Genomic DNA, 21,733 nt, shown 5'->3' on the forward strand with positions numbered 1-21,733 from the left:
GGCCGCGCCCTGGGGGAGTACGCAATACACGTGAGGACGAGGACGGACCACCGATGAACACCCTGGACGCTCTTGACGCCCAGTCGCTGCGCTCCGACATCCCCAGCTTCCGGCCGGGCGACACGTTGAAGGTCCACGTCCGCGTCATCGAGGGCTCCCGCGAGCGGGTCCAGGTGTTCCAGGGCGTCGTGATCCGCCGCCAGGGTGGCGGCATCCGTGAGACCTTCACCGTCCGCAAGGTCTCGTTCGGTGTCGGCGTCGAGCGCACCTTCCCGGTGCACTCCCCGAACATCGCCGAGATCGAGGTCGCCACCCGCGGCGACGTCCGCCGGGCGAAGCTGTACTACCTGCGCGACCTGCGCGGCAAGGCCGCCAAGATCAAGGAGAAGCGCGAGGCTCGCCCGGCCTCCTGACGCCGGGCACACGCGGAACCAGTAGCCTGCCCACGTGGCAGATCCCGTGCACCGCTCCGCTGACGAAGACGGTCAGGATCCCGCAGTCGAGTCCACTCCGGACTCGGCTGCGGGCGGCAAGTCGAAGAAGGACAAGAAGAAGCCGCCGCTCTGGCGCGAGCTCCTCGTGCTCGGCGCCACGGCGCTGGTCCTCACCATCCTGATCCAGACGTTCCTGGCGCGGGTGTACGTCATCCCGTCGCAGTCGATGGAGGAGACCCTCCACGGCTGCCCCGGGTGCAACAACGACCGGGTGCTGGTCGACAAGCTGGTCTACGACTTCACCGAGATCGAACCGGGCGAGGTCGTGGTCTTCCGCGGCCCCGAGACCTGGGGCAACAACGACTTCAACTCCGGCCGGTCGGACAACCCGATCGTGGCCGGCATCCAGTCGGTGGCCTCGCTGGTCGGCCTCGCGCCGCCGGACGAGCGCGACTTCGTGAAGCGGGTCATCGCGGTCGGCGGGCAGACCGTCGAGTGCTGTGACGAGCAGCACCGCGTCAAGGTCGACGGCAAGCCGCTGGACGAGCCGTACATCTACTGGCAGCCCGGCACCTCGCCGGAGAACCACGACCCGTTCGAGCCGGTCAAGGTCCCCGAAGGCCACCTTTGGGTGATGGGTGACAACCGCACGAACTCCACCGACTCCCGCAAGCAGGGCGGTGGTGGCGTGGCGGGCACCGTGCCGGAGGACAACGTCATCGGCAAGGCTCGGGTCATCGTGCTGCCGCCGTCGCGCTGGCAGGGCATCGGCGACCACAACCCGCAGGCCGTCGCGCTCGGCGCGCCCGCGTGGCAGAGCGCCGTCCCGGCGGGCGCCGGCCTGGCCGCGGCGTGGCCGCTGGTGTTCTTCGGCCGCAAGCTCCGCAGGCGGTTGACCAGGGCCACACAGCCCTGATCGGTAGGCTGACCGGGTGGTGGACGTCGCATCGTCCCGGGGCTCCTCCGACGAGGGGGAACCGGAGCACGAGGAAAAGGTCGAGCAGTGGCGTGCCCGCGCGCGCAAAACGGCCAAGCGCAAGGGCTCGTTCTGGAAAGAGCTGCCGATCCTGATCGGTGTCGCGGTGGTGCTCGCGGTGCTGATCCAGTCGTTCCTGGCGAAGGTCTACATGATCCCGTCGGAGTCGATGGAGCAGACGCTGCACGGCTGCTCCGGCGGCTGCTTCGGCGACCGGGTGCTGGTGGACAAGCTGGTCTACGACTTCGCCGAGATCGAACCGGGCGAGGTCGTGGTCTTCCACGGCCCCGACAGCTGGATCAACCAGGACTTCGTCGCGCCCGAGCCGACGAACCCGCTGGTCAAGGCGTTGCAAGGGCTCGGGTCGCTGATGGGGTTCCCGGCGGCGAACGAGGAGGACTTCGTCAAGCGGGTCATCGCGGTCGGCGGGCAGACCGTGCAGTGCTGCGACGACCGCAACCGGGTCGTGGTGGACGGCAAGCCGCTGGACGAGCCGTACGTGTACTGGGCGCCGGGCCGCAGCACGGTGCAGGAGTCGTTCGCCGAGCTGAAGATCCCCGAGGGCTACCTGTTCGTGATGGGCGACAACCGCAACGACTCGTGCGACTCGCGGTGCCAGGGCGACGGCCGCGAGGGCGGTCTCGTGCCGGTGGACAACGTCGTGGGCAAGGCGCGGGTGATCGTGCTGCCGCCGGCGCGCTGGCAGGGCGTGGGCGACCACAACCCGCAGGTCGTGGCCATCGGGGCGCCCGCGTGGCAGGACGCGCTGCCGGCCGGTGTCGGCCTCGCGGCGGCGTGGCCGGTGCTGCTGCTGGGCAAGCGGGTGAGGTCGCGTTTCCGGGGTTCACGACTGGGATAGGGTCGAGGGGTGATCCGCAAGCCGCCTCGCGTCCAGGTCCGGCAGACCGCGGGAATCTGGGCCTTCGAGGCCGCGTTGGACCGGCGCGGGTTCGGCCCCGTGGCCGGCGTGGACGAGGCCGGTCGTGGCGCCTGCGCGGGCCCGCTCGTCGTGGCGTCGTGCGTGCTCAAGCCGGGTGACGCGGCGAAGTTCGACGGGCTCACCGACTCGAAGCTGCTCACCGCCGCCGCGCGCGACCGGATGTACGACCTGGTGCTCAAGCGCGCGCTGGACTACGCGGTGATCGTGATCCCGGCCGCCGAGGTCGACCTGATCGGCGTGCACGTGGCCAACATCGAGGGCATGCGGCGCGCGGTCGCGCGGTTGGAGGCACATCCCGGGTACGTCCTGACGGACGGCTTCCCGGTGCCCGGTCTCACCGCACCCAACATGCCGGTGGTCAAGGGCGACCGGGTGGCGGCGTGCGTCGCGGCGGCGTCCGTGCTGGCCAAGGTCACGCGGGACCGGATCATGACCGGTCTGCACGAGGAGCTGCCCGTCTACGGGTTCGACGTGCACAAGGGCTACAGCACCCCCGAGCACTCGGCGGCGCTGGTGGAGCACGGCCCGAGCGCGCAACACCGCTGGTCGTATGCGAACGTGGCCGCCGCGGCGCTCCGGCACGGGATGGCGGCGCCGCACCGGGTGGCGCGCGGCGTGGTCGCGGCCGCCGTGGTCCAGAATGGGACAACCCCGCAGACCAGCGGTGGCAGGCTCGCGACGAGGAGGGGCGCGGATTCGATGATTACCCGCGCGGAGGCGTAATGAGTGCAGAGGATCTCGAGAAGTACGAGACCGAGATGGAGTTGTCGCTGTACAAGGAGTACCGCGACATCGTCAGCCAGTTCTCGTTCGTCGTGGAGACCGAGCGGCGGTTCTACCTGGCCAACTCGGTGGACGTGCAGGTCCGCAACGCGGACGGCGAGGTCTACTTCGAGGTGCGGATGTCCGACGCGTGGGTGTGGGACATGTACCGCCCCGCCCGATTCGTGAAGAACGTCCGCGTCATCACCTTCAAGGACGTCAACGTCGAGGAGCTGGACAAACCCGACCTCAGGCTGCCCGAGGACGGCCCGTTCAACTCCTGATACCCGCAAAGTCGCAGGGGCCTGCCCGTGGGGGTGGGCCCCTTTGCGCGTTCCGGCCGTTACCACGCGCCACCGACATTTCCCCGGCGGCCGTCCACAGCCCTTGAAGTTGTCCACAGCCGGCGAACTGCCCATCGCCACCCCGCCACCACCCCGGCATGGTCGAACCAGGACCGATTCCGGAGGAGTGGGACATGAACACGGCGACCGACCTGGGCAGGCGTGGCGAGGACGCGGCGTGCCGGTACCTGGAGCACCAGGGCCTGTCGATCCTGGCGCGCAACTGGCGGTGCGACGACGGTGAGCTGGACGTCATAGCCACCGACGGCGCCCGGCTGGTGGTCGTCGAGGTGAAGTGCCGTTCGGGCACCAGCAGGGGCACGCCCCTGGAAGCCGTGACGCCGGACAAGCTGGAGCGCGTCCGCAAGTCGGCCCTGCGCTGGCTGAGCGCCAACCGGGTCGGGCGCGTGGAGATCCGGTTCGACGTGATCGCGATCGAGTGGCCGCCCGAGGGCAAGGTCCGCCTGCACCACCTGCGAGGTGTGTGATGGCGCTCGCGCGTACGTGGTCGGTGGCGTTGTTCGGCGTGGACGGCGTGCCGGTGGAGATCGAGGCCGACGTCGGTGTCGGCACGGTGAGGACCCAGCTCCTCGGCCTGCCGGACGCCGCCCTGCACGAGTCGAAGGACCGCGTGAAGGCGGCGGTGCGCAACAGCGGGCACGACTGGCCGTCCCAACGCGTGACGCTGGGCCTGTCCCCGGCCACGCTGCCCAAGAACGGCTCCGGCTACGACCTGGCCATCGCCTGCGTCGTCCTGGCCGCCGCCAAGGCGATCCCGGGCGAGCGCCTGGCCGACACCGTGCTGCTGGGCGAGCTGGCCCTGGACGGCCGGGTCCGCACCGTCCGGGGTGTGCTGCCCGCGCTGGTGGCGGCCAAGCGGTCGGGCCTGACCGAGGCGGTGGTCCCGGTGGACGTGCTGCCCGAAGCCGCCCTGGTGGACGGCATGACCGTGCACGGCGCCACGACCCTGACCGACGTCCTGTCCTGGCTGGGCGGCGAGCACACCCTCCACCACACCGCCCCGCCCGCCATCGCCCGACCGCCGGACGGCCCGGACCTGGCGGACGTGGTGGGCCAGCCGGAGGCGAGGTGGGCCCTCGAAGTGGCCGCCGCCGGCGGTCACCACATCCTGCTGACCGGGCCGCCGGGGACCGGCAAGACCATGCTGGCCCAACGCCTGGCCGGCCTCCTGCCGCCGTTGTCGCCGGAGGAGGCGCTCGGCGTCACGGCGGTGCACTCCATCGCGGGTCTGCTGTCCCCGGAGAGCCCGCTGGTCGCCACGCCGCCGTTCGTCTCGCTGCACCCGACCACGTCGACGGTGGCGCTGATCGGCGGCGGCACCGGCATGGCGAAGCCGGGTGCGATGAGCCGGGCCCACCGGGGCGTGCTGTTCCTGGACGAGGCCCGGGAGTTCGGCGCGGCGAAGCTGGACGCGCTGCGCACGGCGTTGGAGGAGGGCGAGGTGCGGTTGGCGAGGCGTGACGGCATCGCCCGCTACCCGGCCAGGTTCCAACTCGTGCTGGCCACCAACCCGTGCCCCTGCGCACCGCCGAAGGACATCGACTGCGTCTGCCTGCCCGCCGCGCGGAGGCGCTACCAGAGCAAGCTCTCCGGCCCGCTCCTGGACCGGGTGGACCTGCGGGTGGTGATGCGCCCCCTGACCGCCATGAGCAACGCGGAGATCGCCCCACCGGAACCGACCGCCGCCGTCCGCGAGCGGGTCCAGAAGGCCAGGACGCGGGCGACGGAACGCTGGGCGGCGCACGGCTGGCTGACCAACGCCGAGGTGCCGGGCCCCGCGCTCAGGCGGGAGTACGCCCTGCCAAGAAACGCGACCACCGTCCTGGACCGAGCGCTGACCACGGGAGCCCTGACGGGCCGTGGCGCGGACCGGTGCCTACGAGTCGCCTGGACCCTCGCCGACCTGGCCGAGGTCGACCAACCGACAGCGGACCACGTAGCCGCCGCCCTGGAGTTCCGAGAGCGCAGGAAGTCATGACCGACCCAACCCCCACCCAGCCGATCCCTGCCGACCAGCCCTTCGCCGCCCAGTCCCTCGCCGCCCAGTCCCTCGCCGCCCAGTCCCTCGCCGCCCAGTCCCAACCCGCCCTCGCCGCCCCGATCCTCGCCGACCCTGACCCGGCTCCCGCCGACCCGAACCGCGCCAAGGGCCCACCCGTCCACCCACCGATCGCCCGCCCGCCGGCTGAGCCCTCAACCCCGCCATCCGCACCACCACCGTCTGCACCACCACCCTCCGCACCACCGACCCCAGCCCTGCCCCCGCTCCCTCCCTCGAACGTGACCCCGAGGGCCTCACCGCCGACCGTGTCGACCGACGTCAGCCCTACTGCGGCGGCGCGGACCGTGGTCGCGTCCAGGCTGGCCGCAGGCAGCCACCACGCGGGCGGTGGGCTCGTGGGCCGGTCGGTCGAGTCGGGTCCGCAGGTCGAGCAGGCCTCCGGCGTGCGGAGCGGGATCGAATCGGCGCCGGCCGGGTCGAAGGCGGTTCGCGCGGCGGACATGTCGCGTGACCCGGAGCCCGGCGAGGGGTTCGCGCCGGTCACCCGCCCCGGGCCCGACGAGTGGTGGCGGTCGCCGTGAGCACCGATGAGATCCGGCTGGCCCGGGCCTACCTGTCGCGGGTGGCCGAGCCGCCCGCCGCTGCTCTGGTCCGGTTCGTCGCCGAAGTCGGGCCGGTGCGGGCCGCGGAGTCGGTCAGGGCCGGGGAGGTGCCGTCCGGGGTCGACAGCCAGACATCGGCCCGTCGAGGGTTGGACCAGGCCGAGCAGGACCTGGAGGCGGCCGCGAAGGTCGGCGGGCGGCTCCTGGTCCCCGAGGACGACGAGTGGCCCCGCTGGCCCTTCAACGCCCTCGCCCTCGCCGCCGCCAACGGCCTGCGGTGCGGTGTGGAGCCCTTGGCGTTGTGGGTCCGGGGCGAGGCTGACCTCTCCTCCATCACAGAGCGGGCCGTCGCGGTGGTCGGCAGTCGGGCCGCCTCCGGCTACGGGCAGCACGTCGCGGGCGAGTTCGGCTTCGGGTTGGCCGAGGCCGGTGTCACCGTGGTGTCCGGCGCGGCCTACGGGATCGACGGCGCGGCGCACCGGGGCGCGATCACGGCGGGCGGGCCGACGATCGCCGTGCTGGCCTGCGGGATCGACGTCGCCTACCCGTCCGGCCACCGCCCCTTGCTCGAACGCATCCCCGGCCAAGGGCTGCTGGTGAGCGAGTACCCGCCGACCCACACGCCCGCGCGCCACCGGTTCCTGACGCGAAATCGGCTCATAGCCGCTCTGGCCGAAGGCACCGTGGTCGTCGAAGCGGGACGGCGCAGCGGGGCCAAGAACACCGCCGCGTCTACGGCGGCACTCGGCCGGGTGCTCATGGCGGTTCCCGGGCCGATCACGTCGGTCAGCTCGTCGGGCTGCCACGAGCTGCTGCGTTCGGGGCTCGCGGTGCCGGTGACCAGCGTCGCCGAGATCATCGAGTCGACCGGACGGCTCGGTGTCGACCTCGTCGAAGCCACCAGGAACACCGACACCGGACCACCGCAGGGCGAGGCGATGCGGGTCTTCGAAGCGCTGGGCCTGGCGTTCGGGCACAGCCCGGAGGCGATCTCCGTCGAATCCGGCGTCGAGCTGGCTCGGGTGCGCGCCTTGTTGCCGCAATTGGAACTGGCCAGTCTCGCCGAACGCACGGAGAGCGGTTGGAAGCGCTCCCAGGACGGGAGTTGGCGTGGCGATACTTGACCAAGAGCGCTTGAGGGCGCAGCGTCAGGGGCTATGTCCCCGCCGCCGCCCGCTCGGACACGTCGTGTCGACCTGGTTCGCCTGCGTCGCGCGCTGCCCGCGGACGTGGCGACGGCCCTGGACCGCTACGAACGCCACCTCGCGATGGAACGCGGTCTGTCACCGCACACGGTGCGCGCGTACCTCGGCGACGTGGTCGCCCTGCTGGTCCACTTAGCCGAGGGCACACCCGACAACGCCACCGTGGAAGCGATCGACCTGCCGGGCCTGCGGTCGTGGTTGGCTTTCCAGCACTCCGCCGGCGCGAGCCGGACGACGATGGCCCGACGCGCCGCCTCCGCCCGCACGTTCACCGCCTGGGCCTCCCGCAACGACCTGCTCGCCGCCGACCCCGGCCCGCGGCTCAGCGCGCCCCGCCCCCACCGGACCCTCCCCGCCGTGCTGCGCCCGGACCAGGCCGACGCCGCCATGGCAGTTGCCGAAGTAGGCGCGGAACACGGCGATCCGGTTGCGCTGCGTGACCAAGCCGTGGTGGAGTTGCTGTACGCAACGGGTGTCCGGGTCGCCGAGTTGTGCGGTCTCGACCTCGACGACGTGGACTACTCCCAAAGGGTGATTCGGGTTCTGGGCAAGGGTGGTCGCGAACGCACCGTGCCGTTCGGCGTTCCGGCCGAACGGGCTGTACGGCGCTGGGTGGAACATGGTCGATCCGCCCTGGTCAGCGACCGTTCACACCGTGCGCTGCTGCTCGGCGCGCGAGGTGGGCGGCTCGACCCGCGTACCGCCAGGAGGGTTGTCCACGATGTAGTGGGTGCGGTACCTGAGACGGCCGACACCGGGCCGCACGGCCTGCGCCACTCCGCGGCCACGCACCTGTTGGAAGGGGGAGCGGACCTGCGCACCGTCCAAGAGCTTCTTGGTCACGCTACGCTCGCAACGACTCAGCTCTACACACACGTCACCGTCGAACGGCTGAAGGCGATCCATGACCGAACCCACCCCCGCTCCTGACGTCGCAGGGGGAGGTTCGCGGACCGCAACCGTGACCTCTCCCTCCGCCGCGCACGTCGGGACCTCGTCGGCGGCGCGCACCCCGACTGGGACGTACGGTCACCACGTCGACGGCGAGCCGCAGCGCACGAACGGGCACGCCGCCCCCGCGGTGGTCCCCGGCAGGCCCGCGCACGCGGCGTCGGAGTCGCGCACCGCCGATGACGTGGAAGCCGGGATCATCGCGCTGTGGCACACCTACGGCGAGTCACGTCGGCAGGCCCTGCGCGACCGCCTGGTGCTGCACTACGCGCCGCTGGTGAAGTACGTCGCCGGTCGGGTCGGCACCGGTCTGCCCGCGCACGTCGACGTGGCGGACCTGATCCAGTCCGGCATCTTCGGCCTGGTCGACGCGATCGAGAAGTTCGAGCCCGAGCGCGGCCTGAAGTTCGAGACGTACGCGATGCAGCGCATCAGAGGCGCGATCCTCGACGACCTGCGCTCACAGGACTGGGTGCCGCGCTCGGTCCGCAGCCGGGCACGTGACGTCGAGCGCGCCCTGGAACGCCTGGGTGGCCGCCTCCAGCGCACCCCGACCGACCGCGAGCTCGCCGCCGAGCTGAAGATCGGCCTCGGTGAGCTGCGCGAGCTCTACGCCCAGCTCCAGCTCACCAGCGTGGTCGCCCTGGACGAGCTGATCGCCGCCGGCCGCAACACCGGTGGCGCGGGCTCGTCACTGGCCGAGTCCCTGCCCGACGAGGGCGCGGAGGACCCGATCGCCACCCTGGTCGACCAGGACAGCCGCCGCCAACTCGCCGACGCGATCGCCCAGCTCGCCGAACGGGACCGCGTCGTGGTCACCCTGTACTACTTCGAGAACCTGACGCTGGCCGAGATCGGCAAGGTCCTGGGCGTCACGGAGTCCCGCGTGTGCCAGCTGCACACCCGGGCGGTGCTGCGCCTGCGCACCAAGCTGAACGAGCAGCTGGAGGCCTAGCCCAGCTCCGCCGATGCCCATCGGCATCAGTCGCCCATCGGCAGCAGACCCCAACCGCCACCCGGCGAACGCACTTGCCGGACGCACCTGCCGAACCCACCGCCGGACGCACCCGCCAAGTGCCGTCGGCGAATCACACGCACGCCTTCAACGGGCGCCGTGCTCGACGGACACCCGGTTTCGCCGAATCGAGGTCGGCCCGGAGGCCACGAGCCCGCCGCGACCACTGCACGGAGACATCCCCCGATCGCGCCGCCCTGTCCGCTAGGCGGCGGCGCTGCGAGGTGAGGCGCTGGTGGGCGCACGTGGGCGCGGGTGGGGAGGTTGCGCGGTGGGGAGGTTGCGCGGTGGGGAGGTCGCGCGGTGGAGTGCGCGGTCGGGGTGGCGCTGGCTTTGGGTGAGGTTGCGGGAAGGGCGTGGTTGAGGGGCACTCGGCGGGTGCGGCGGGTGCGGCGGGTGCGGCGGGTGCGGGCGGGTGCGGCGGGTGCGGCGGGTGCGGCCGGTGCGGCGGTGGCTCGGGCGAGGCGGTGGGGCGAGCTTCGGTGCGGTGGTGCGGTGGTGCGGTGGTGCGGTGGTGCGGCAGGGAGGGCGAGATGGCGAGGCAGGTGAGTCAGAGGAGCTGGCCGGGTCAGCGGGGCTGGCCGGTAAGCAGGTTGGGCTGGTCAGAAGGGTGGGCGCGTTGAGGGCCGCTGCCGTCCGCCCTCGGGAGGAGGCGGACACGGCCGTTGGACAACAGGTGCAGTGGGTTCAGGTAGGTGCGGGAGCGCGGTGGGGTGGTTCGCAGTGCGCCCCAGTGGAGGCAGGCCTCGGTGGGGCAGCCCTCGTGGCCCGGGTTCAGGGTGCCGATCCGGTCGCCTCGCCGTACCGGTTGACCTCGGCGGACGGTGGGGGTGACCGGTTCGTAGGTGGTTCGCAGGCCGCCGGTGTGCAGCAGTGAGACGACCGCACGGTCGGCGACCGGGCCCGCGTGCACGACGACGGCATCGGCGGCGGCCAGGACGGTGGCGCCCGCGGTGGCGGCCAGGTCCACGCCGCGGTGGCCGGGCCCGTACTCCGTCGCCGGCGCTGCGAAGGCGCGGACGACCTGGTGCGGTGGTGCGAGCGGCCAGGCGAAGCGCGGTGGGCGGTCGGCCCTCGCGGGCGCCGGCGACGCGGTCAGGGGTAGCGTCACCACCGTTGTCAAGGTCAGGACCAGCAGTGTTCGCATCGTGGGAGTCATGGGTCCAGCGTTCCGGCGGGGACCGGGGGCTACCAGTGGCTTCGGCTCACCTGTGGATAACTCATGGGGCTGTGGACAACCTCAGGCCCGGTTCGTGGTTCTCCGGCTCACCGGCGTACACTCGGACCGCGGCCCGTGTGAGTGCGGGACGACTTCGCGTGCCAATGCAGATCCGACCAGTTTTCGGTGTGGTCGAGTCACGGCGTCCAGCGGTCCTGAGGCGAGACGTCCTCCGGTTCGGACGGCGGCAGGGGCACCAGGGCGGCGGTCCGACCCCGGTCCGCCGCGACCAACCGGAACGCGCGCCGGCTCACCGCCAGGCGCGCCTGAACGAAGAGGTGCGAACCCGGCCATGGCCGTCGTCACCATGAAGCAGCTGCTCGACAGCGGCGTGCACTTCGGGCACCAGACCCGTCGCTGGAACCCGAAGATGAAGCGCTACATCTTCACCGAGCGCAACGGCATCTACATCATCGACCTGCAGCAGACGCTGACCTACATCGACCGGGCTTACGAGTTCGTCCGGGAAACGGTCGCGCACGGCGGTTCGATCCTGTTCATCGGCACGAAGAAGCAGGCGCAGGAGGCCATCGCCAACGAGGCCCTCCGCGTCGGCATGCCCTTCGTGAACCAGCGCTGGCTGGGCGGCATGCTCACCAACTTCTCCACGGTCCACAAGCGCCTCCAGCGGCTCAAGGAGCTGGAGTCGATGGAGCAGACCGGCGGTTTCCAGGGTTTCACCAAGAAGGAAATCCTGATGATGAACCGCGAGAAGGACAAGCTGGAGCGCACGCTCGGCGGTATCCGCGACATGTCCAAGGTGCCCAGCGCCGTGTGGATCGTGGACACCAAGAAGGAGCACATCGCCGTCGGCGAGGCGCGCAAGCTGAACATCCCGATCGTGGCGATCCTCGACACGAACTGCGACCCGGACGAGGTCGACTACCCGATCCCGGGCAACGACGACGCGATCCGGTCCGCCGCGCTGCTGACCAAGGTGGTGGCCGAGGCCGCCGCCGCCGGTCTGATGGCGCGCTCCGGCGCCCGCACCAAGGCCGCCGACGGCGCGGACAAGCCCGAGCCGGGCGTCGACGAGCCGCTGGCCGAGTGGGAGCAGGAGCTGCTGGTCGGCGCCGACGCGCCCGCCGCACCGGCGGCCGCCGAGGCCCCCGCCGGCGAGGCGCCCGCCGAGGGCACCGAGTCCGTCCAGTCCTGAGCTGTCCGCACGCCGCGCCTGCCCTGATCACGGTGGGCGCGGCGTGCGCACAGCGACCAGCGCCCGACCGGCTGGTACCGCACCACCCCCAAGCGCGTAAACGCGTCGGCGAGCGAGCCGACGACCAGACCGCAGAAGGAACGGAAATCGCACGATGGCGAACTACACCGCCGCTGACGTGAAGCGCCTCCGCGAGCTGACCGCCGCAGGCATGATGGCCTGCAAGAAGGCGCTCGAGGAGACCGACGGCGACTTCGACAAGGCGGTCGAGCTCCTGCGCATCAAGGGCGCCAAGGACGTCGACAAGCGCGCCGAGCGCACGACCGCGAACGGCCTGGTCATGGCCGAGGGCGGCGTGATGATCGAGCTGCGCTGCGAGACGGACTTCGTCGCCAAGAACGCCGACTTCCAGGAGCTGGCGGCGCGGATCGTCGCGGTCGCCAAGGCCACCCGCCCGGCTGACGTCGAGGTGCTCAAGGCCGCCGACCTCGACGGCAAGGCCGTCGACGCCGTCGTCCAGGAGTTCTCGGCCAAGATCGGCGAGAAGCTGGAGCTGGCCAAGGTCGCCATCTTCGACGGCGCCGTGACCACCTACCTGCACCGCCGTGCCGCCGACCTGCCGCCCGCCGTCGGCGTGGTGGTCGAGTACACCGGCGACAACGAGGACGCCGCCCGCGGCGCCGCGATGCAGATCGCCGCGATGCGTCCCCGCTACCTCACCCGCGACGAGGTCCCCGCGGACGTGGTGGCCAACGAGCGCCGCATCGCCGAGGAGACCGCTCGCGAGGAGGGCAAGCCGGAAGCGGCGCTGTCCAAGATCGTCGAGGGTCGCGTGAACGGCTTCTTCAAGGACGTCGTGCTCCTGGAGCAGTCGTCCGTGACCGAGTCCAAGAAGACCGTCAAGGCCGTGCTGGACGAGGCCGGTGTCACCGTGACCCGCTTCGCCCGGTTCGAGGTCGGCCAGGCCTGATTCGCGTGAGGGCGGGGTTGCGCGCAGACGTCGCGACCCCGCCCTTGCCGTGTCCAGAGGAGTACCTGTGAGCGCAGAGGTAGACCACGCGAAAGCCGATCACGCCGACGACGAGCCGATCCAGGGCTACCGCCGGGTGATGCTCAAGCTCGGCGGCGAGATGTTCGGCGGTGGCGGTGTCGGCGTCGACCCCGACGTCGTGCAGACCGTCTCACGCCAGATCGCCGCGGTCGTCCGAACAGGGGTCCAGGTCGCGGTCGTCATCGGCGGCGGCAACTTCTTCCGCGGCGCCGAACTGCAGCAGCGCGGCATGGACCGCAGCCGCGCCGACTACATGGGCATGCTCGGCACCGTGATGAACTGCCTCGCCCTGCAGGACTTCCTGGAGCGCGAGCACGGCATCGAGACCCGCGTGCAGACCGCCATCACGATGGGCCAGATCGCCGAGTCCTACATCCCCCGGCGGGCCATGCGGCACCTCGACAAGGGGCGCGTGGTGATCTTCGGCGGCGGCGCGGGCATGCCGTACTTCTCCACCGACACCACCGCCGCGCAGCGCGCGCTGGAGATCGGGTGCGAGGTCGTGCTGATGGCCAAGGCCGTGGACGGCGTCTACACGGCGGATCCCAAGATCGACCCGGACGCGTTGATGTTCGACAACATCACCCACCGCGAAGTGCTCGAACGCGGCCTGAACGTCGCCGACGCGACCGCGTTCAGCCTGTGCATGGACAACAACATGCCGATCATGGTCTTCAACCTGCTCACCGAGGGGAACATCGCGCGAGCCGTGCGTGGTGAGAAGATCGGCACACTGGTGAGCACCCCCGGTGGTCGCCCGTCCTTCTAGACCTGCTGGGATTCGAGCCGAACTGCGCACACCAAGGGAGTCAGTCGTGATTGACGAGACCCTCCTCGACGCCGAGGAGAAGATGGAAAAAGCGGTGTCCGTGGCGAAGGAGGACCTGGCCTCGGTGCGCACGGGCCGCGCCAACCCCTCGATGTTCTCCCGCATCGTGGTCGAGTACTACGGTTCGCCCACCCCGCTGAACCAGCTCGCCAGCGTCGCCATCCCGGAGGCGCGCATGGCGGTGATCAAGCCTTACGACGCCACCCAGCTCAACGCGGTCGAGAAGGCCATCCGCGACTCCGACCTGGGCGTGAACCCGAGCAACGACGGCTCGATCATCCGCGTGGTGATCCCGCAGCTGTCCGAGGAACGCCGCCGCGAGATGGTCAAGGTCGCCAAGGGCAAGGGCGAGGACGCCAAGGTCTCCATCCGCAACATCCGCCGCAAGGCCAAGGAAGAGCTGGACCGCCTGGTCAAGGACGGCGAGGTCGGCGAGGACGACGGCACCAGGGCCGAGAAGGAACTGGAGAACGTCACCCACCGCTACGTCGCCCAGATCGACGAGCTGGTCAAGCACAAGGAAGCCGAGCTGCTCGAGGTCTAGGTGGTCACGTCGGTTCGGCGGGTCGGGCGAGGAGCCCGCGCGCTTTGCTCGGCCGGTGCACGGCCGTGATAGGAGCACAGCAGGTGTCAGGCGGCGGTGACCAGGACGCGCCGGAGAAGGGCGCGTCACGCGCGGGGCGCAACCTGCCCGCGGCCATCGCCGTGGGCGTCGGCTTGGGCGCCGTCATCCTCGTCGCGCTGTTCACGGTGCGCGAGCTGTTCGTCGGCGTCGTCGCCGTCGCCGTCGCCGTGTCGGTGTACGAGCTGACGGGCGCGTTGCGGCGTGGCGCGGGCATCCGGGTGGCCCTGCTGCCCGTGCTGGTCGGCGGGCAGGCCGTGGTGTGGCTGGCCTGGCCGTACGAGCGCGGCGGCGTGCTCGCCGCGTTCGTGGTGACGATCCTGGCGTGCCTGCTCTGGCGGCTCAAGGACGGCGCGGACGGTTACCTGCGCGACGTCACCGCGTCCATCTTCACGGTCGCCTACGTGGCCGTGTTCGCGTCGTTCGCGGTCATGCTGGTCGTGCCGGAGGACGGCGTCTTCCGCGTCCTGGCGTTCCTGATCGGCGTCGTGCTGTCCGACACCGGCGGCTACGTGGCCGGCGTGCTGTTCGGCAAGCACCCGATGGCCCCCACCATCAGCCCGAAGAAGTCCTGGGAGGGTTTCGCGGGCTCGATGGTGGCGGGCATGGTCGGCGGCGCGCTCACGGTCGGCCTGATGCTGGACGGCCAGTGGTGGCAGGGCGTGCTGTTCGGCGCGGCCCTGGTCGTCACCGCGACCGCGGGCGACCTGGTCGAGTCGCTGATCAAGCGCGACCTCGGGATCAAGGACATGGGCACGCTGCTGCCCGGTCACGGCGGCCTGATGGACCGGATGGACTCGCTGCTGCCGTCCGCCGTGGTCGCCTGGCTGCTGCTGCACGTGTTCGTGCCGGGCTAGCCCTCAGTCGTCGTAGGGGTCGTCCACCCGCGTCTCGGTGGCCTCCTCCTCCGACAGCGGCGTGGTGCGGGACGGGTCGATCACCGAGAACACCGCGCCCGTGTGGTCGGCGACGACCGTGATCCGGCCGAACGGCGTGTCGTACGGCTCCACGGTGACGCGCCCGCCCAGCTCGAGCACCCTGGACGCGGCCGAGTCCGTGCCGATCTCCGGCGCGGCCGTGAAGTACACCATCCAGTGCGCGGGGGTGTCCGGCGCGAACGCCCGGCCCATCCGCTGCCGGCCGAGCACGGTGTGCCCCTGCACGGCCCAGAGCGTGTAGTCGACCGCCTGGCCGTCACCGATCTGGGTGATTTCGTACCCGCACAGCTCGCGGAAGAACTCGTCCGCGGCGTGCCCGTCACGCGTGTTCAGCTCGGCCCAGGCGTACGCGCCGTGCCCGTCCGCGCCGAACACCCAGTCTGGTGGGACGTGCCGGAACCCGACCACCGCGCCGCTCGGGTCGGCGAGCACGGTGACGGTGTCCGACGGCTCGCCGAGCACGTGGCCGCCCAACGCCTGCGCCTTCTCGGCGGTCGCGCGGGCGTGCGGCGTGTTCAGGTAGAGCGTCCACGCGCTCGGCGCGTCGGCGACGACCAGCTCGGCCACCGGCATCCCGTCCACCAGGGCGATCGCGTTGCCGCCCGAGTCGGAGAAGTACCAGCCGAACAGCCCGGAGTAGAAGTCGATCGTGGCCTGGAGGTCCGTCGTGGCGATGTCGACCCAGCACGGCGCGCCGTGGTGCAACTCGGCCAAAGCGGGAGAATTGGGGACGATCGACACCGCGTACCTCCTGCAAGCCGCCTATTCGATCACGCTACGGCTCTAGAGTCGTCCCGTGAAGGGATTCGTCCGCGCCGCGTTGGCCGCCGTCCGGCCTGTCGACGTCCTGCCGAGCCCGAACATCTGGCACTGGCCCGAGCTCTACGAGGTCGAGAACCGCGCCCAGGACGTGGACGGGGCCATCTGGCGCGTGCTGCGCGAGGAGTGCGACTGGGTCGGGCGGGACGTGGTCGACGTCGGCTGCGGTGACGGGTTCCACCTGCCGGTGTTCGCACGGGAGGCGCGCTCGGTCATCGGTGTCGAGCCGCACGCCCCGCTGGTGCGGCGCGCCCGGGCCCGGGTGGCGGACGTGCCGAACGCCGAGGCGGTGGCCGGTCCCGCGCAACGCCTGCCGTTGCGGGACGCGACCGCGGACCTGGTGCACGCGCGCACGGCGTACTTCTTCGGCCCCGGCTGCGAGCCGGGCCTGCGCGAGGCCGATCGGGTGCTGCGGCCGGGCGGCGCGCTGGCGATCGTGGACCTCGACGGCCTGGCCGAGCCCTACGGGCCGTGGCTGTGCTCCGACGAGCCGCGCTACAACCCCGTGGACGTGGAGCGGTTCTTCGCCGATCAGGGGTTCTCGTTGCGCCGCGTGCGCGCGCTGTGGCGGTTCGACCGCCGTGAGGACCTGGAGGCGGTGTTGCGCATCGAGTTCTCCGCGGCGGTCGCGGAGAAGGCCATCGCGCGCACGCCCGGCCTGTCGTTCGAGGTCGGCTACCGCGTCCACGTGAGGCGCAAGCCGGCCGGGATTGTGCTGCCCTGAGAACGCTCACCTAGGATTCGGGACGTGGAGAACAGGAACGCGGGCAGGTTGGGTCGGCAGGTCGGCGTCATCGGTCTCGGCTGCTGGCAGCTCGGCGCCGACTGGGGCCAGGTCGAGGAGTCCGACGCGCTGGCGGTGCTGCACGCCGCCGCCGACACCGGCGTGAACTTCTTCGACACCGCCGACGTCTACGGCGACGGCCGCAGCGAGACGCTGATCGGCAAGTTCCTCCGCGAGCGCGGCGACGCGGGCATCACGGTGGCCACCAAGATGGGCCGCCGCGTCGACCAGACGCCGGAGAACTACAACCGCGAGAACTTCCTGGCCTGGAACGACCGCTCGCGCGCCAACCTCGGCGTCGACACGCTCGACCTGGTCCAGCTGCACTGCCCGCCGACGCCGGTCTTCTCGACCGACGAGGTGTTCGACATGCTCGACGAGCTGGTCGAGGCCAAGCGGATCGCCGCGTACGGCGTGAGCGTGGAGACCGTCGACGAGGCGCTGACCGCGATCGCGCGGCCGGGTGTCGCGAGCGTCCAGATCATCCTGAACGCGCTGCGGCTCAAGCCGCTGGAGCGGGTGCTGCCCGCGGCGGCGGAAGCGGGCGTGGCGATCATCGCCCGCGTTCCGCTCGCCTCGGGGCTGCTGTCCGGCAAGTACAGCGCGTCGACCACGTTCGGGGCCGACGACCACCGCAACTACAACCGCAACGGTGACGCGTTCGACGTCGGCGAGACGTTCTCCGGCGTGCCGTTCGAGGTCGGGCTGGAGGCGGTGGAGCGGCTGCGCGCCCTCGTGCCGCCCGGCGCGACCATGGCGCAGTTCGCGCTGCGGTGGGTCGTGGACCAGCCGGGCGTCACCGTGGTCATCCCCGGCGCGCGCAACGCCGAGCAGGCTCGGGCCAACTCGGCCGCCGCGGACCTCGCCCCGTTGTCGGCGCAGGCCCAGGACGAGGTGCGGGCCGTGTACGACTCGCTGGTCCGGCCGCTGGTCCACGACCGCTGGTAGGTCACTCCTCCGCGTTGTCCTCCTCGACGTCGAGCTCGCCGAGGATCGCGTACAGCTTGCGGCGGGCCTCGCCGAGGACTTCGACGGCCCGCGCCTGCTGCTCGCGCGTGCCCGCGTGCGCCATCTGCTGCATGGCCGCGCCGAGGTGCCGTGCCGCCGTGCGCAGCTTCGCCGCGTGCTGGTCGAGGTCGTCGTTGACCTGCTGCCACGGCGGCGCGCCGTCGAGCTTCGCGGCCGTCTCCCGACCGGTCTCGGTCAGCGTGAACAGCTTCTTGCCGCCCGCCTCCTCGGTGGAGGCGACGAGGCCCTCGTCGGCCAGCATCTGCAGGGTCGGGTAGACCGAGCCGGGGCTGGGCCGCCAGAGGCCGTCCGTGCGGCCGCTGATCTCCTGGATCATCTCGTAGCCGTGCATGGGGCGTTCGGCGAGCAGTGCGAGGACCGCCGTGCGGACGTTGCCCTTGCGCTGCCTCCCGCCGCGACCCCGGCCCCGGCCGTGCCCGCCGAAGCCGGGCGGCTCGGGCGGGATCGGCGGGCCGCCGAACGGGTCGGGCGGTGGCGGGGGACCGCCGAAGGGGCCGCGGCCGAAGCCGCCGCCGAACCCTCCGCCGCCGAACCCCTGTCGTGGGTCGCCGAAGCCGTGCTCGCGGTGGTGCCGGTGTTCGTGGTGCCTGTGTCCGTGGAAGTGCATCTTTTTGCTCCTTGTATCGATCGGTTGCGACGTGTCGACGATATATCGGAACGTATCGCGATGCAACGGTGATGGCGATCGCAGTCGGCGTGGTCATGGGTGCCGCGCGCGCGTGGGACACTGGAGGGCGCTATGACTGCCCTCCCCCTCGTCTTCGACGCGCCCAAGCGCGGGCTGCCGCCGCGCCACCTCGCCGACCTCTCCGCCGACCAGCGTCGAGAGGCCGTCACCGCACTCGGTGAGAAGCCCTTCCGCGCCGCGCAGCTGTCGAACCACTACTTCGGCCGGCTGACCGTCGACCCCGACGCGATGACCGACATCCCCGCCGCCGCGCGGGAACGCCTGGTGACCGACCTGATGCCGCCGTTGTGGACGGAGCTGCGCAGCGTCGAGGCCGACGGCGGCACGACGCGCAAGACGTTGCTGCGCGCCCACGACGGCACGTTGGTCGAGAGCGTCCTGATGCGCTACCCGGACCGCGCCACGCTGTGCATCTCGTCGCAGGCGGGCTGCGGCATGGCGTGCCCGTTCTGCGCGACCGGGCAGGGCGGCCTGACCCGGAACCTGTCCACGGCGGAGATCGTGGACCAGGTGCGGCGCGGTGCGGCGGCCATGCGTGACGGCGAGCTGCCCGGCGGGCCGGGACGGCTGTCGAACATCGTGTTCATGGGCATGGGCGAGCCGCTGGCCAACTACAAGCGCGTGGTCGAGGCGGTGCACCGCATCTGCGACCCGGCTCCGGAGGGTCTGGGGATCTCGCAGCGCTCGGTGACGGTGTCGACCGTGGGCCTGGTGCCGGCGATCCGGAAGCTGACCGAGGAGAACCTCCAGGTCCGGCTGGCGGTGTCGCTGCACACGCCGGACGACGAGCTGCGCGACACGTTGGTGCCGGTCAACACCCGGTGGAAGGTGGCCGAGGTGCTGGAGGCGGCTCGCGGCTACGCCGACCGCACCGGCCGCCGCGTGTCGATCGAGTACGCCCTGATCCGCGACATCAACGACCAGCCGTGGCGTGCGGACATGCTGGGCAAGCTGCTGCGCCGGCACTTGGGCCAGCTCGTCCACGTCAACGTCATCCCGCTGAACCCCACGCCGGGCTCGAAGTGGGACGCGTCGCCGAAGCCGGTGGAGCGCGAGTTCGTCCGGAGGGTCAACGACCAGGGCGTCGCGTGCACCGTGCGTGACACCCGGGGTCAGGAAATCGCCGCCGCCTGCGGCCAGCTCGCCGCCGAGGGCTGAGCGTGGAGCTGCTCGCCGGGGGTGTGCCACAATTGTGGCCATGACCGTCGAACCGCTGCGTGCCGTCCGTGATCACCTGTCGGAGTTCGTCGATCGCGCCGAGCGTGAGCACGAACGGGTCGTGGTCACCCGGAACGGGCGGCCGGCGGCCGTGCTGATCGGGTACGAGGATCTGGCGGCCCTCGAGGAGACGTTGGAGATCCTCAGCGACCCGAACGCGATGGCGGCGATCAGGGAAAGCCGTGAGGAGGTGGCCCGTGGCGAAGTGGTTCGCGGCGTGGAAGCCGTTCGAGCCCTGCGGCCACGTTCGTGACCGAGCCGTACGAGCTTCACGTGGCGACCAGTGCTGCGCGAACCATCCAGGACAAGTTGCCCGAGGGCGTGACGTCGGCCGTGATCGAGTTCATCACCCGCACATTGCTGGAAAACCCCCACAGGGTCGGCAAACCGCTGCGGTACGAACTGGAAGGTGTCCACTCGGCTCGGCGTGGCGCCTTCCGGGTGCTGTACGAGATCGACGACGAACGACGTGAGGTCACCGTGCTCCGCGTCGAACACCGTGCCGACGTGTACCGACCGCGTTGAGGCGGCGTTGGGGGCGCCGAGGTCCGCCGGTCGTCGTAGCGTGACGTGATCGGTTCCCTGCGGAGTCGCTAGAGTGCGTCGCGAGCGGCGTGCGAGCCGACCCTGCGCACGAACGGTGTCTCTGCCGAATGTTGACCGTGAGGAATCCACCCCCTGATTTCCGGGTGCCCTTCCGTGCGTTCGCGTTCCCCGCCGGCGTGGTTCCGCATCGGGATTTCCTGCAGTTCTCGGCGAACGATCTCGCGCATGCGCTCTTCATGACGGGTCGCGCCCCCGGTGACGAGTTCGCTCACGGTAAGTCATCGGTATATGAATGGTTGCACCGGGCGTCGCTCATTCCGGCTTATGTCCGTCGGACCTACGGGGCGGAATTGGTGCGCTCGGATTTGGCGTTGACCTTGGATCGGTCGGAGTCGGCTGCGGTTTCGTATGCGTTGGGTCAAGCGATGACCGCCATCTTCTGTCGGACCCAGTTGGGTGTGAGTCATCTGCTCCACGTCGACCGGTACTCCGCGGAATACGGCGTTCGCTTCGGCGCAGCACGGCGCCGAGCTGACCTGTTCGGGATCTCGCCACGAGGCTGGGTGGTCGCCGAGGCCAAGGGTCGTTCCGGCAGGGTCCCCCTTGAGGTGCGGCGTGCGCTGGAGGCCCAAAAGCGCTCGGTCTCAGCAGTCGAGGGTAAGCCGCCATGGGTGGCTCTGGGGTGTGTCGCACACTTTCCCCGGCGGAACGGGCCCCTGCACTTGGAGGCCTTCGACCCGGACGCCGACGACGTCGAGGCGGTCGCCTTGGACGTGACCAGGGACCGCTTCATGCTCGCCTATTATTCGCCGTTCCTCCGGGCGCTCGAAATCGGCACTCCAGGGCAGGACGAGGATTACCAATTCGCCGAAATCGCCAGTCTGGGCATCCGGGTCGGCCTGCCGATTTCCCTCGTGGTGCGGCTTCGACGTGCGGAGTCCGATGAACTCGACGGTTTGTCCGTCGATGTCGAGGACCTGCTCGAGGAGTTGCGGAGCCGCCGGGTCGGAGTCCTGCCCGACGGCAGCCTCGTGGAGACCGATTGGCAAGGGTCGCTCGACCGGCGGGATCGGGACCGGTTCGAAGGCTGACTCGCCGACATCGCGCTGTCCTCACCCGGGGTGCAGCAGTGGAGCCGGTCAGCCGATCAGTGAGTCGTCGACAACTCGTCCGCGGCCGGTGAGGGCGCTGCGCGGCAAGGCAGTTGACCTACCGCCGAGGGTCTAGCGGCGCCAGGAGGTGCGGCTGCGGACCTGGTCCCAGATCAGCAGGGCGGCCATGGTGAGGCCCGTCAGGATCACCCAGATGTTCTCGGTCTGGCCGTGGTGGTTGCCGATCAGCAGGGAGAACACCGCGAGGGTGGAGAGCCAGCCCGCGATCTTGATGCCCTTGGGGAAGGTGCCGTGCCAACCCCACTCGGCCGACGGCTCTTCGTGGGTGTCGACCGCCGGACGCTTGTCCAGTTCCGAGGACGAAGACACAGCCGCACGACCTTCCTGCCCGATCACGTTCACCAACGGCGTCATCGTCGCACACCCGCGCGCCAGGCGAGACGTGAGGTGCGCGGCACCGCCGTGACGTC

Annotated in this window: 26 protein-coding genes; 22 read left to right on the forward strand and 4 right to left on the reverse strand. The window is 71.0% G+C overall.

The window, feature by feature from the left end:
* Positions 1–53: 53 nt before the first annotated feature.
* From rplS to AB0I91_RS16515, 11 genes are all read left to right on the forward strand, one after another.
* Entirely contained in the window at positions 54–413 is a 360-nt protein-coding gene (gene rplS / locus AB0I91_RS16465) for a 50S ribosomal protein L19 (RefSeq protein ID WP_498784868.1), read from the forward strand.
* Between the two features lie 34 nt (positions 414–447).
* Positions 448–1,350 (forward strand): signal peptidase I, encoded by a 903-nt coding sequence (gene lepB / locus AB0I91_RS16470; protein WP_498784866.1) that lies wholly within the window; start codon positions 448–450, stop codon positions 1,348–1,350.
* Positions 1,351–1,366: 16 nt separating this feature from the next.
* Entirely contained in the window at positions 1,367–2,269 is a 903-nt protein-coding gene (gene lepB, locus AB0I91_RS16475) for a signal peptidase I (protein WP_499637348.1), read from the forward strand.
* A gap of 9 nt (positions 2,270–2,278) precedes the next feature.
* Positions 2,279–3,073 (forward strand): ribonuclease HII, encoded by a 795-nt coding sequence (locus AB0I91_RS16480; RefSeq protein WP_498784862.1) that lies wholly within the window; start codon positions 2,279–2,281, stop codon positions 3,071–3,073.
* Positions 3,073–3,396, forward strand: coding sequence for a DUF2469 domain-containing protein (locus AB0I91_RS16485; RefSeq protein ID WP_015104440.1), 324 nt, complete (start codon positions 3,073–3,075; stop codon positions 3,394–3,396). The genes AB0I91_RS16480 and AB0I91_RS16485 overlap by 1 nt, the downstream gene beginning before the upstream one ends.
* Before the next feature lie 194 nt (positions 3,397–3,590).
* Positions 3,591–3,944 (forward strand): YraN family protein, encoded by a 354-nt coding sequence (locus AB0I91_RS16490; RefSeq protein WP_498784860.1) that lies wholly within the window; start codon positions 3,591–3,593, stop codon positions 3,942–3,944.
* Positions 3,944–5,455, forward strand: coding sequence for a YifB family Mg chelatase-like AAA ATPase (locus tag AB0I91_RS16495; RefSeq protein WP_499637350.1), 1,512 nt, complete (start codon positions 3,944–3,946; stop codon positions 5,453–5,455). Before AB0I91_RS16490 ends, AB0I91_RS16495 begins: the two co-directional genes overlap by 1 nt.
* 329 nt (positions 5,456–5,784) lie before the next feature.
* A complete protein-coding gene (locus tag AB0I91_RS16500) occupies positions 5,785–6,060 on the forward strand; it encodes a hypothetical protein (RefSeq protein ID WP_498784856.1) in 276 nt (91 codons plus the stop codon).
* Positions 6,057–7,205 carry a DNA-processing protein DprA gene (gene dprA / locus AB0I91_RS16505; RefSeq protein WP_499616638.1) on the forward strand — a complete coding sequence of 383 codons (1,149 nt, stop codon included), beginning with the start codon at positions 6,057–6,059 and terminating at the stop codon, positions 7,203–7,205. The genes AB0I91_RS16500 and dprA overlap by 4 nt, the downstream gene beginning before the upstream one ends.
* A gap of 33 nt (positions 7,206–7,238) precedes the next feature.
* Positions 7,239–8,216: a tyrosine recombinase XerC gene (locus AB0I91_RS16510; RefSeq protein WP_499637352.1), complete on the forward strand. Its 978-nt coding sequence runs from the start codon at positions 7,239–7,241 to the stop codon at positions 8,214–8,216.
* Positions 8,191–9,192: a FliA/WhiG family RNA polymerase sigma factor gene (locus AB0I91_RS16515; protein ID WP_498784850.1), complete on the forward strand. Its 1,002-nt coding sequence runs from the start codon at positions 8,191–8,193 to the stop codon at positions 9,190–9,192. Before AB0I91_RS16510 ends, AB0I91_RS16515 begins: the two co-directional genes overlap by 26 nt.
* Positions 9,193–9,820: 628 nt before the next feature.
* Here the strand turns inward: AB0I91_RS16515 and AB0I91_RS16520 are convergent.
* Positions 9,821–10,366 carry a M23 family metallopeptidase gene (locus AB0I91_RS16520; RefSeq protein ID WP_499637354.1) on the reverse strand — a complete coding sequence of 182 codons (546 nt, stop codon included), beginning with the start codon at positions 10,364–10,366 and terminating at the stop codon, positions 9,821–9,823.
* 397 nt (positions 10,367–10,763) lie between these two features.
* On the opposite strand from AB0I91_RS16520, the gene rpsB reads away from it, so the two are divergent.
* The 5 genes from rpsB (at position 10,764) to AB0I91_RS16545 (ending at position 14,986) form a co-directional block, all read left to right on the forward strand.
* Positions 10,764–11,627, forward strand: a complete 864-nt coding sequence (rpsB, locus tag AB0I91_RS16525; RefSeq protein WP_498784846.1) for a 30S ribosomal protein S2 — start codon at positions 10,764–10,766, stop codon at positions 11,625–11,627.
* A 154-nt stretch (positions 11,628–11,781) separates the two neighbouring features.
* Entirely contained in the window at positions 11,782–12,597 is an 816-nt protein-coding gene (tsf, locus tag AB0I91_RS16530; protein ID WP_498784844.1) for a translation elongation factor Ts, read from the forward strand.
* 139 nt (positions 12,598–12,736) lie between these two features.
* On the forward strand, positions 12,737–13,447 hold the full coding sequence (gene pyrH / locus AB0I91_RS16535; RefSeq protein WP_141984185.1) for a UMP kinase: 711 nt from the start codon (positions 12,737–12,739) through the stop codon (positions 13,445–13,447).
* A 46-nt stretch (positions 13,448–13,493) separates the two neighbouring features.
* Positions 13,494–14,051, forward strand: coding sequence for a ribosome recycling factor (gene frr, locus AB0I91_RS16540; protein WP_498784842.1), 558 nt, complete (start codon positions 13,494–13,496; stop codon positions 14,049–14,051).
* Positions 14,052–14,134: 83 nt separating this feature from the next.
* On the forward strand, positions 14,135–14,986 hold the full coding sequence (locus AB0I91_RS16545; protein WP_498784840.1) for a phosphatidate cytidylyltransferase: 852 nt from the start codon (positions 14,135–14,137) through the stop codon (positions 14,984–14,986).
* Positions 14,987–14,989: 3 nt separating this feature from the next.
* Here AB0I91_RS16545 and AB0I91_RS16550 read toward each other — a convergent pair whose 3' ends face one another.
* Positions 14,990–15,808, reverse strand: a complete 819-nt coding sequence (locus tag AB0I91_RS16550; protein ID WP_498784838.1) for a VOC family protein — start codon at positions 15,806–15,808, stop codon at positions 14,990–14,992.
* Between the two features lie 55 nt (positions 15,809–15,863).
* Here AB0I91_RS16550 and AB0I91_RS16555 point away from each other — a divergent pair, with 55 nt between their 5' ends.
* Together AB0I91_RS16555 and AB0I91_RS16560 are read left to right on the forward strand one after the other, a co-directional pair.
* Complete coding sequence (locus AB0I91_RS16555; protein ID WP_498784836.1) at positions 15,864–16,610, forward strand: class I SAM-dependent methyltransferase; 747 nt, start codon at positions 15,864–15,866, stop codon at positions 16,608–16,610.
* Between the two features lie 24 nt (positions 16,611–16,634).
* The gene (locus AB0I91_RS16560) at positions 16,635–17,618 is read left to right on the forward strand and encodes an aldo/keto reductase (protein WP_499637356.1); all 984 of its coding nucleotides are present in this window, start codon (positions 16,635–16,637) and stop codon (positions 17,616–17,618) included.
* Between the two features lies 1 nt (position 17,619).
* Here AB0I91_RS16560 and AB0I91_RS16565 read toward each other — a convergent pair whose 3' ends face one another.
* Positions 17,620–18,306 (reverse strand): PadR family transcriptional regulator, encoded by a 687-nt coding sequence (locus AB0I91_RS16565; protein WP_499637358.1) that lies wholly within the window; start codon positions 18,304–18,306, stop codon positions 17,620–17,622.
* Between the two features lie 132 nt (positions 18,307–18,438).
* Between AB0I91_RS16565 and rlmN the strand changes: the two genes are divergently transcribed.
* The 4 genes from rlmN to AB0I91_RS16585 all read left to right on the forward strand — a co-directional run bounded on the left by rlmN (position 18,439) and on the right by AB0I91_RS16585 (position 21,242).
* The gene (rlmN, locus tag AB0I91_RS16570; RefSeq protein WP_498784830.1) at positions 18,439–19,545 is read left to right on the forward strand and encodes a dual-specificity RNA methyltransferase RlmN; all 1,107 of its coding nucleotides are present in this window, start codon (positions 18,439–18,441) and stop codon (positions 19,543–19,545) included.
* 40 nt (positions 19,546–19,585) lie between these two features.
* Positions 19,586–19,858: a type II toxin-antitoxin system Phd/YefM family antitoxin gene (locus AB0I91_RS16575; RefSeq protein WP_499637372.1), complete on the forward strand. Its 273-nt coding sequence runs from the start codon at positions 19,586–19,588 to the stop codon at positions 19,856–19,858.
* Positions 19,855–20,130 carry a type II toxin-antitoxin system RelE family toxin gene (locus AB0I91_RS16580; RefSeq protein ID WP_499637360.1) on the forward strand — a complete coding sequence of 92 codons (276 nt, stop codon included), beginning with the start codon at positions 19,855–19,857 and terminating at the stop codon, positions 20,128–20,130. The genes AB0I91_RS16575 and AB0I91_RS16580 overlap by 4 nt, the downstream gene beginning before the upstream one ends.
* Positions 20,131–20,294: 164 nt before the next feature.
* Complete coding sequence (locus tag AB0I91_RS16585; RefSeq protein ID WP_499616622.1) at positions 20,295–21,242, forward strand: hypothetical protein; 948 nt, start codon at positions 20,295–20,297, stop codon at positions 21,240–21,242.
* Positions 21,243–21,374: 132 nt separating this feature from the next.
* Here the strand turns inward: AB0I91_RS16585 and AB0I91_RS16590 are convergent, their stop codons facing one another.
* A complete protein-coding gene (locus AB0I91_RS16590; RefSeq protein WP_498784822.1) occupies positions 21,375–21,632 on the reverse strand; it encodes a DUF2631 domain-containing protein in 258 nt (85 codons plus the stop codon).
* Positions 21,633–21,733 lie beyond the last annotated feature (101 nt).

It is taken from the genome of Actinosynnema sp. NPDC049800, assembly GCF_040656635.1.
GTDB lineage: Bacteria > Actinomycetota > Actinomycetes > Mycobacteriales > Pseudonocardiaceae > Actinosynnema.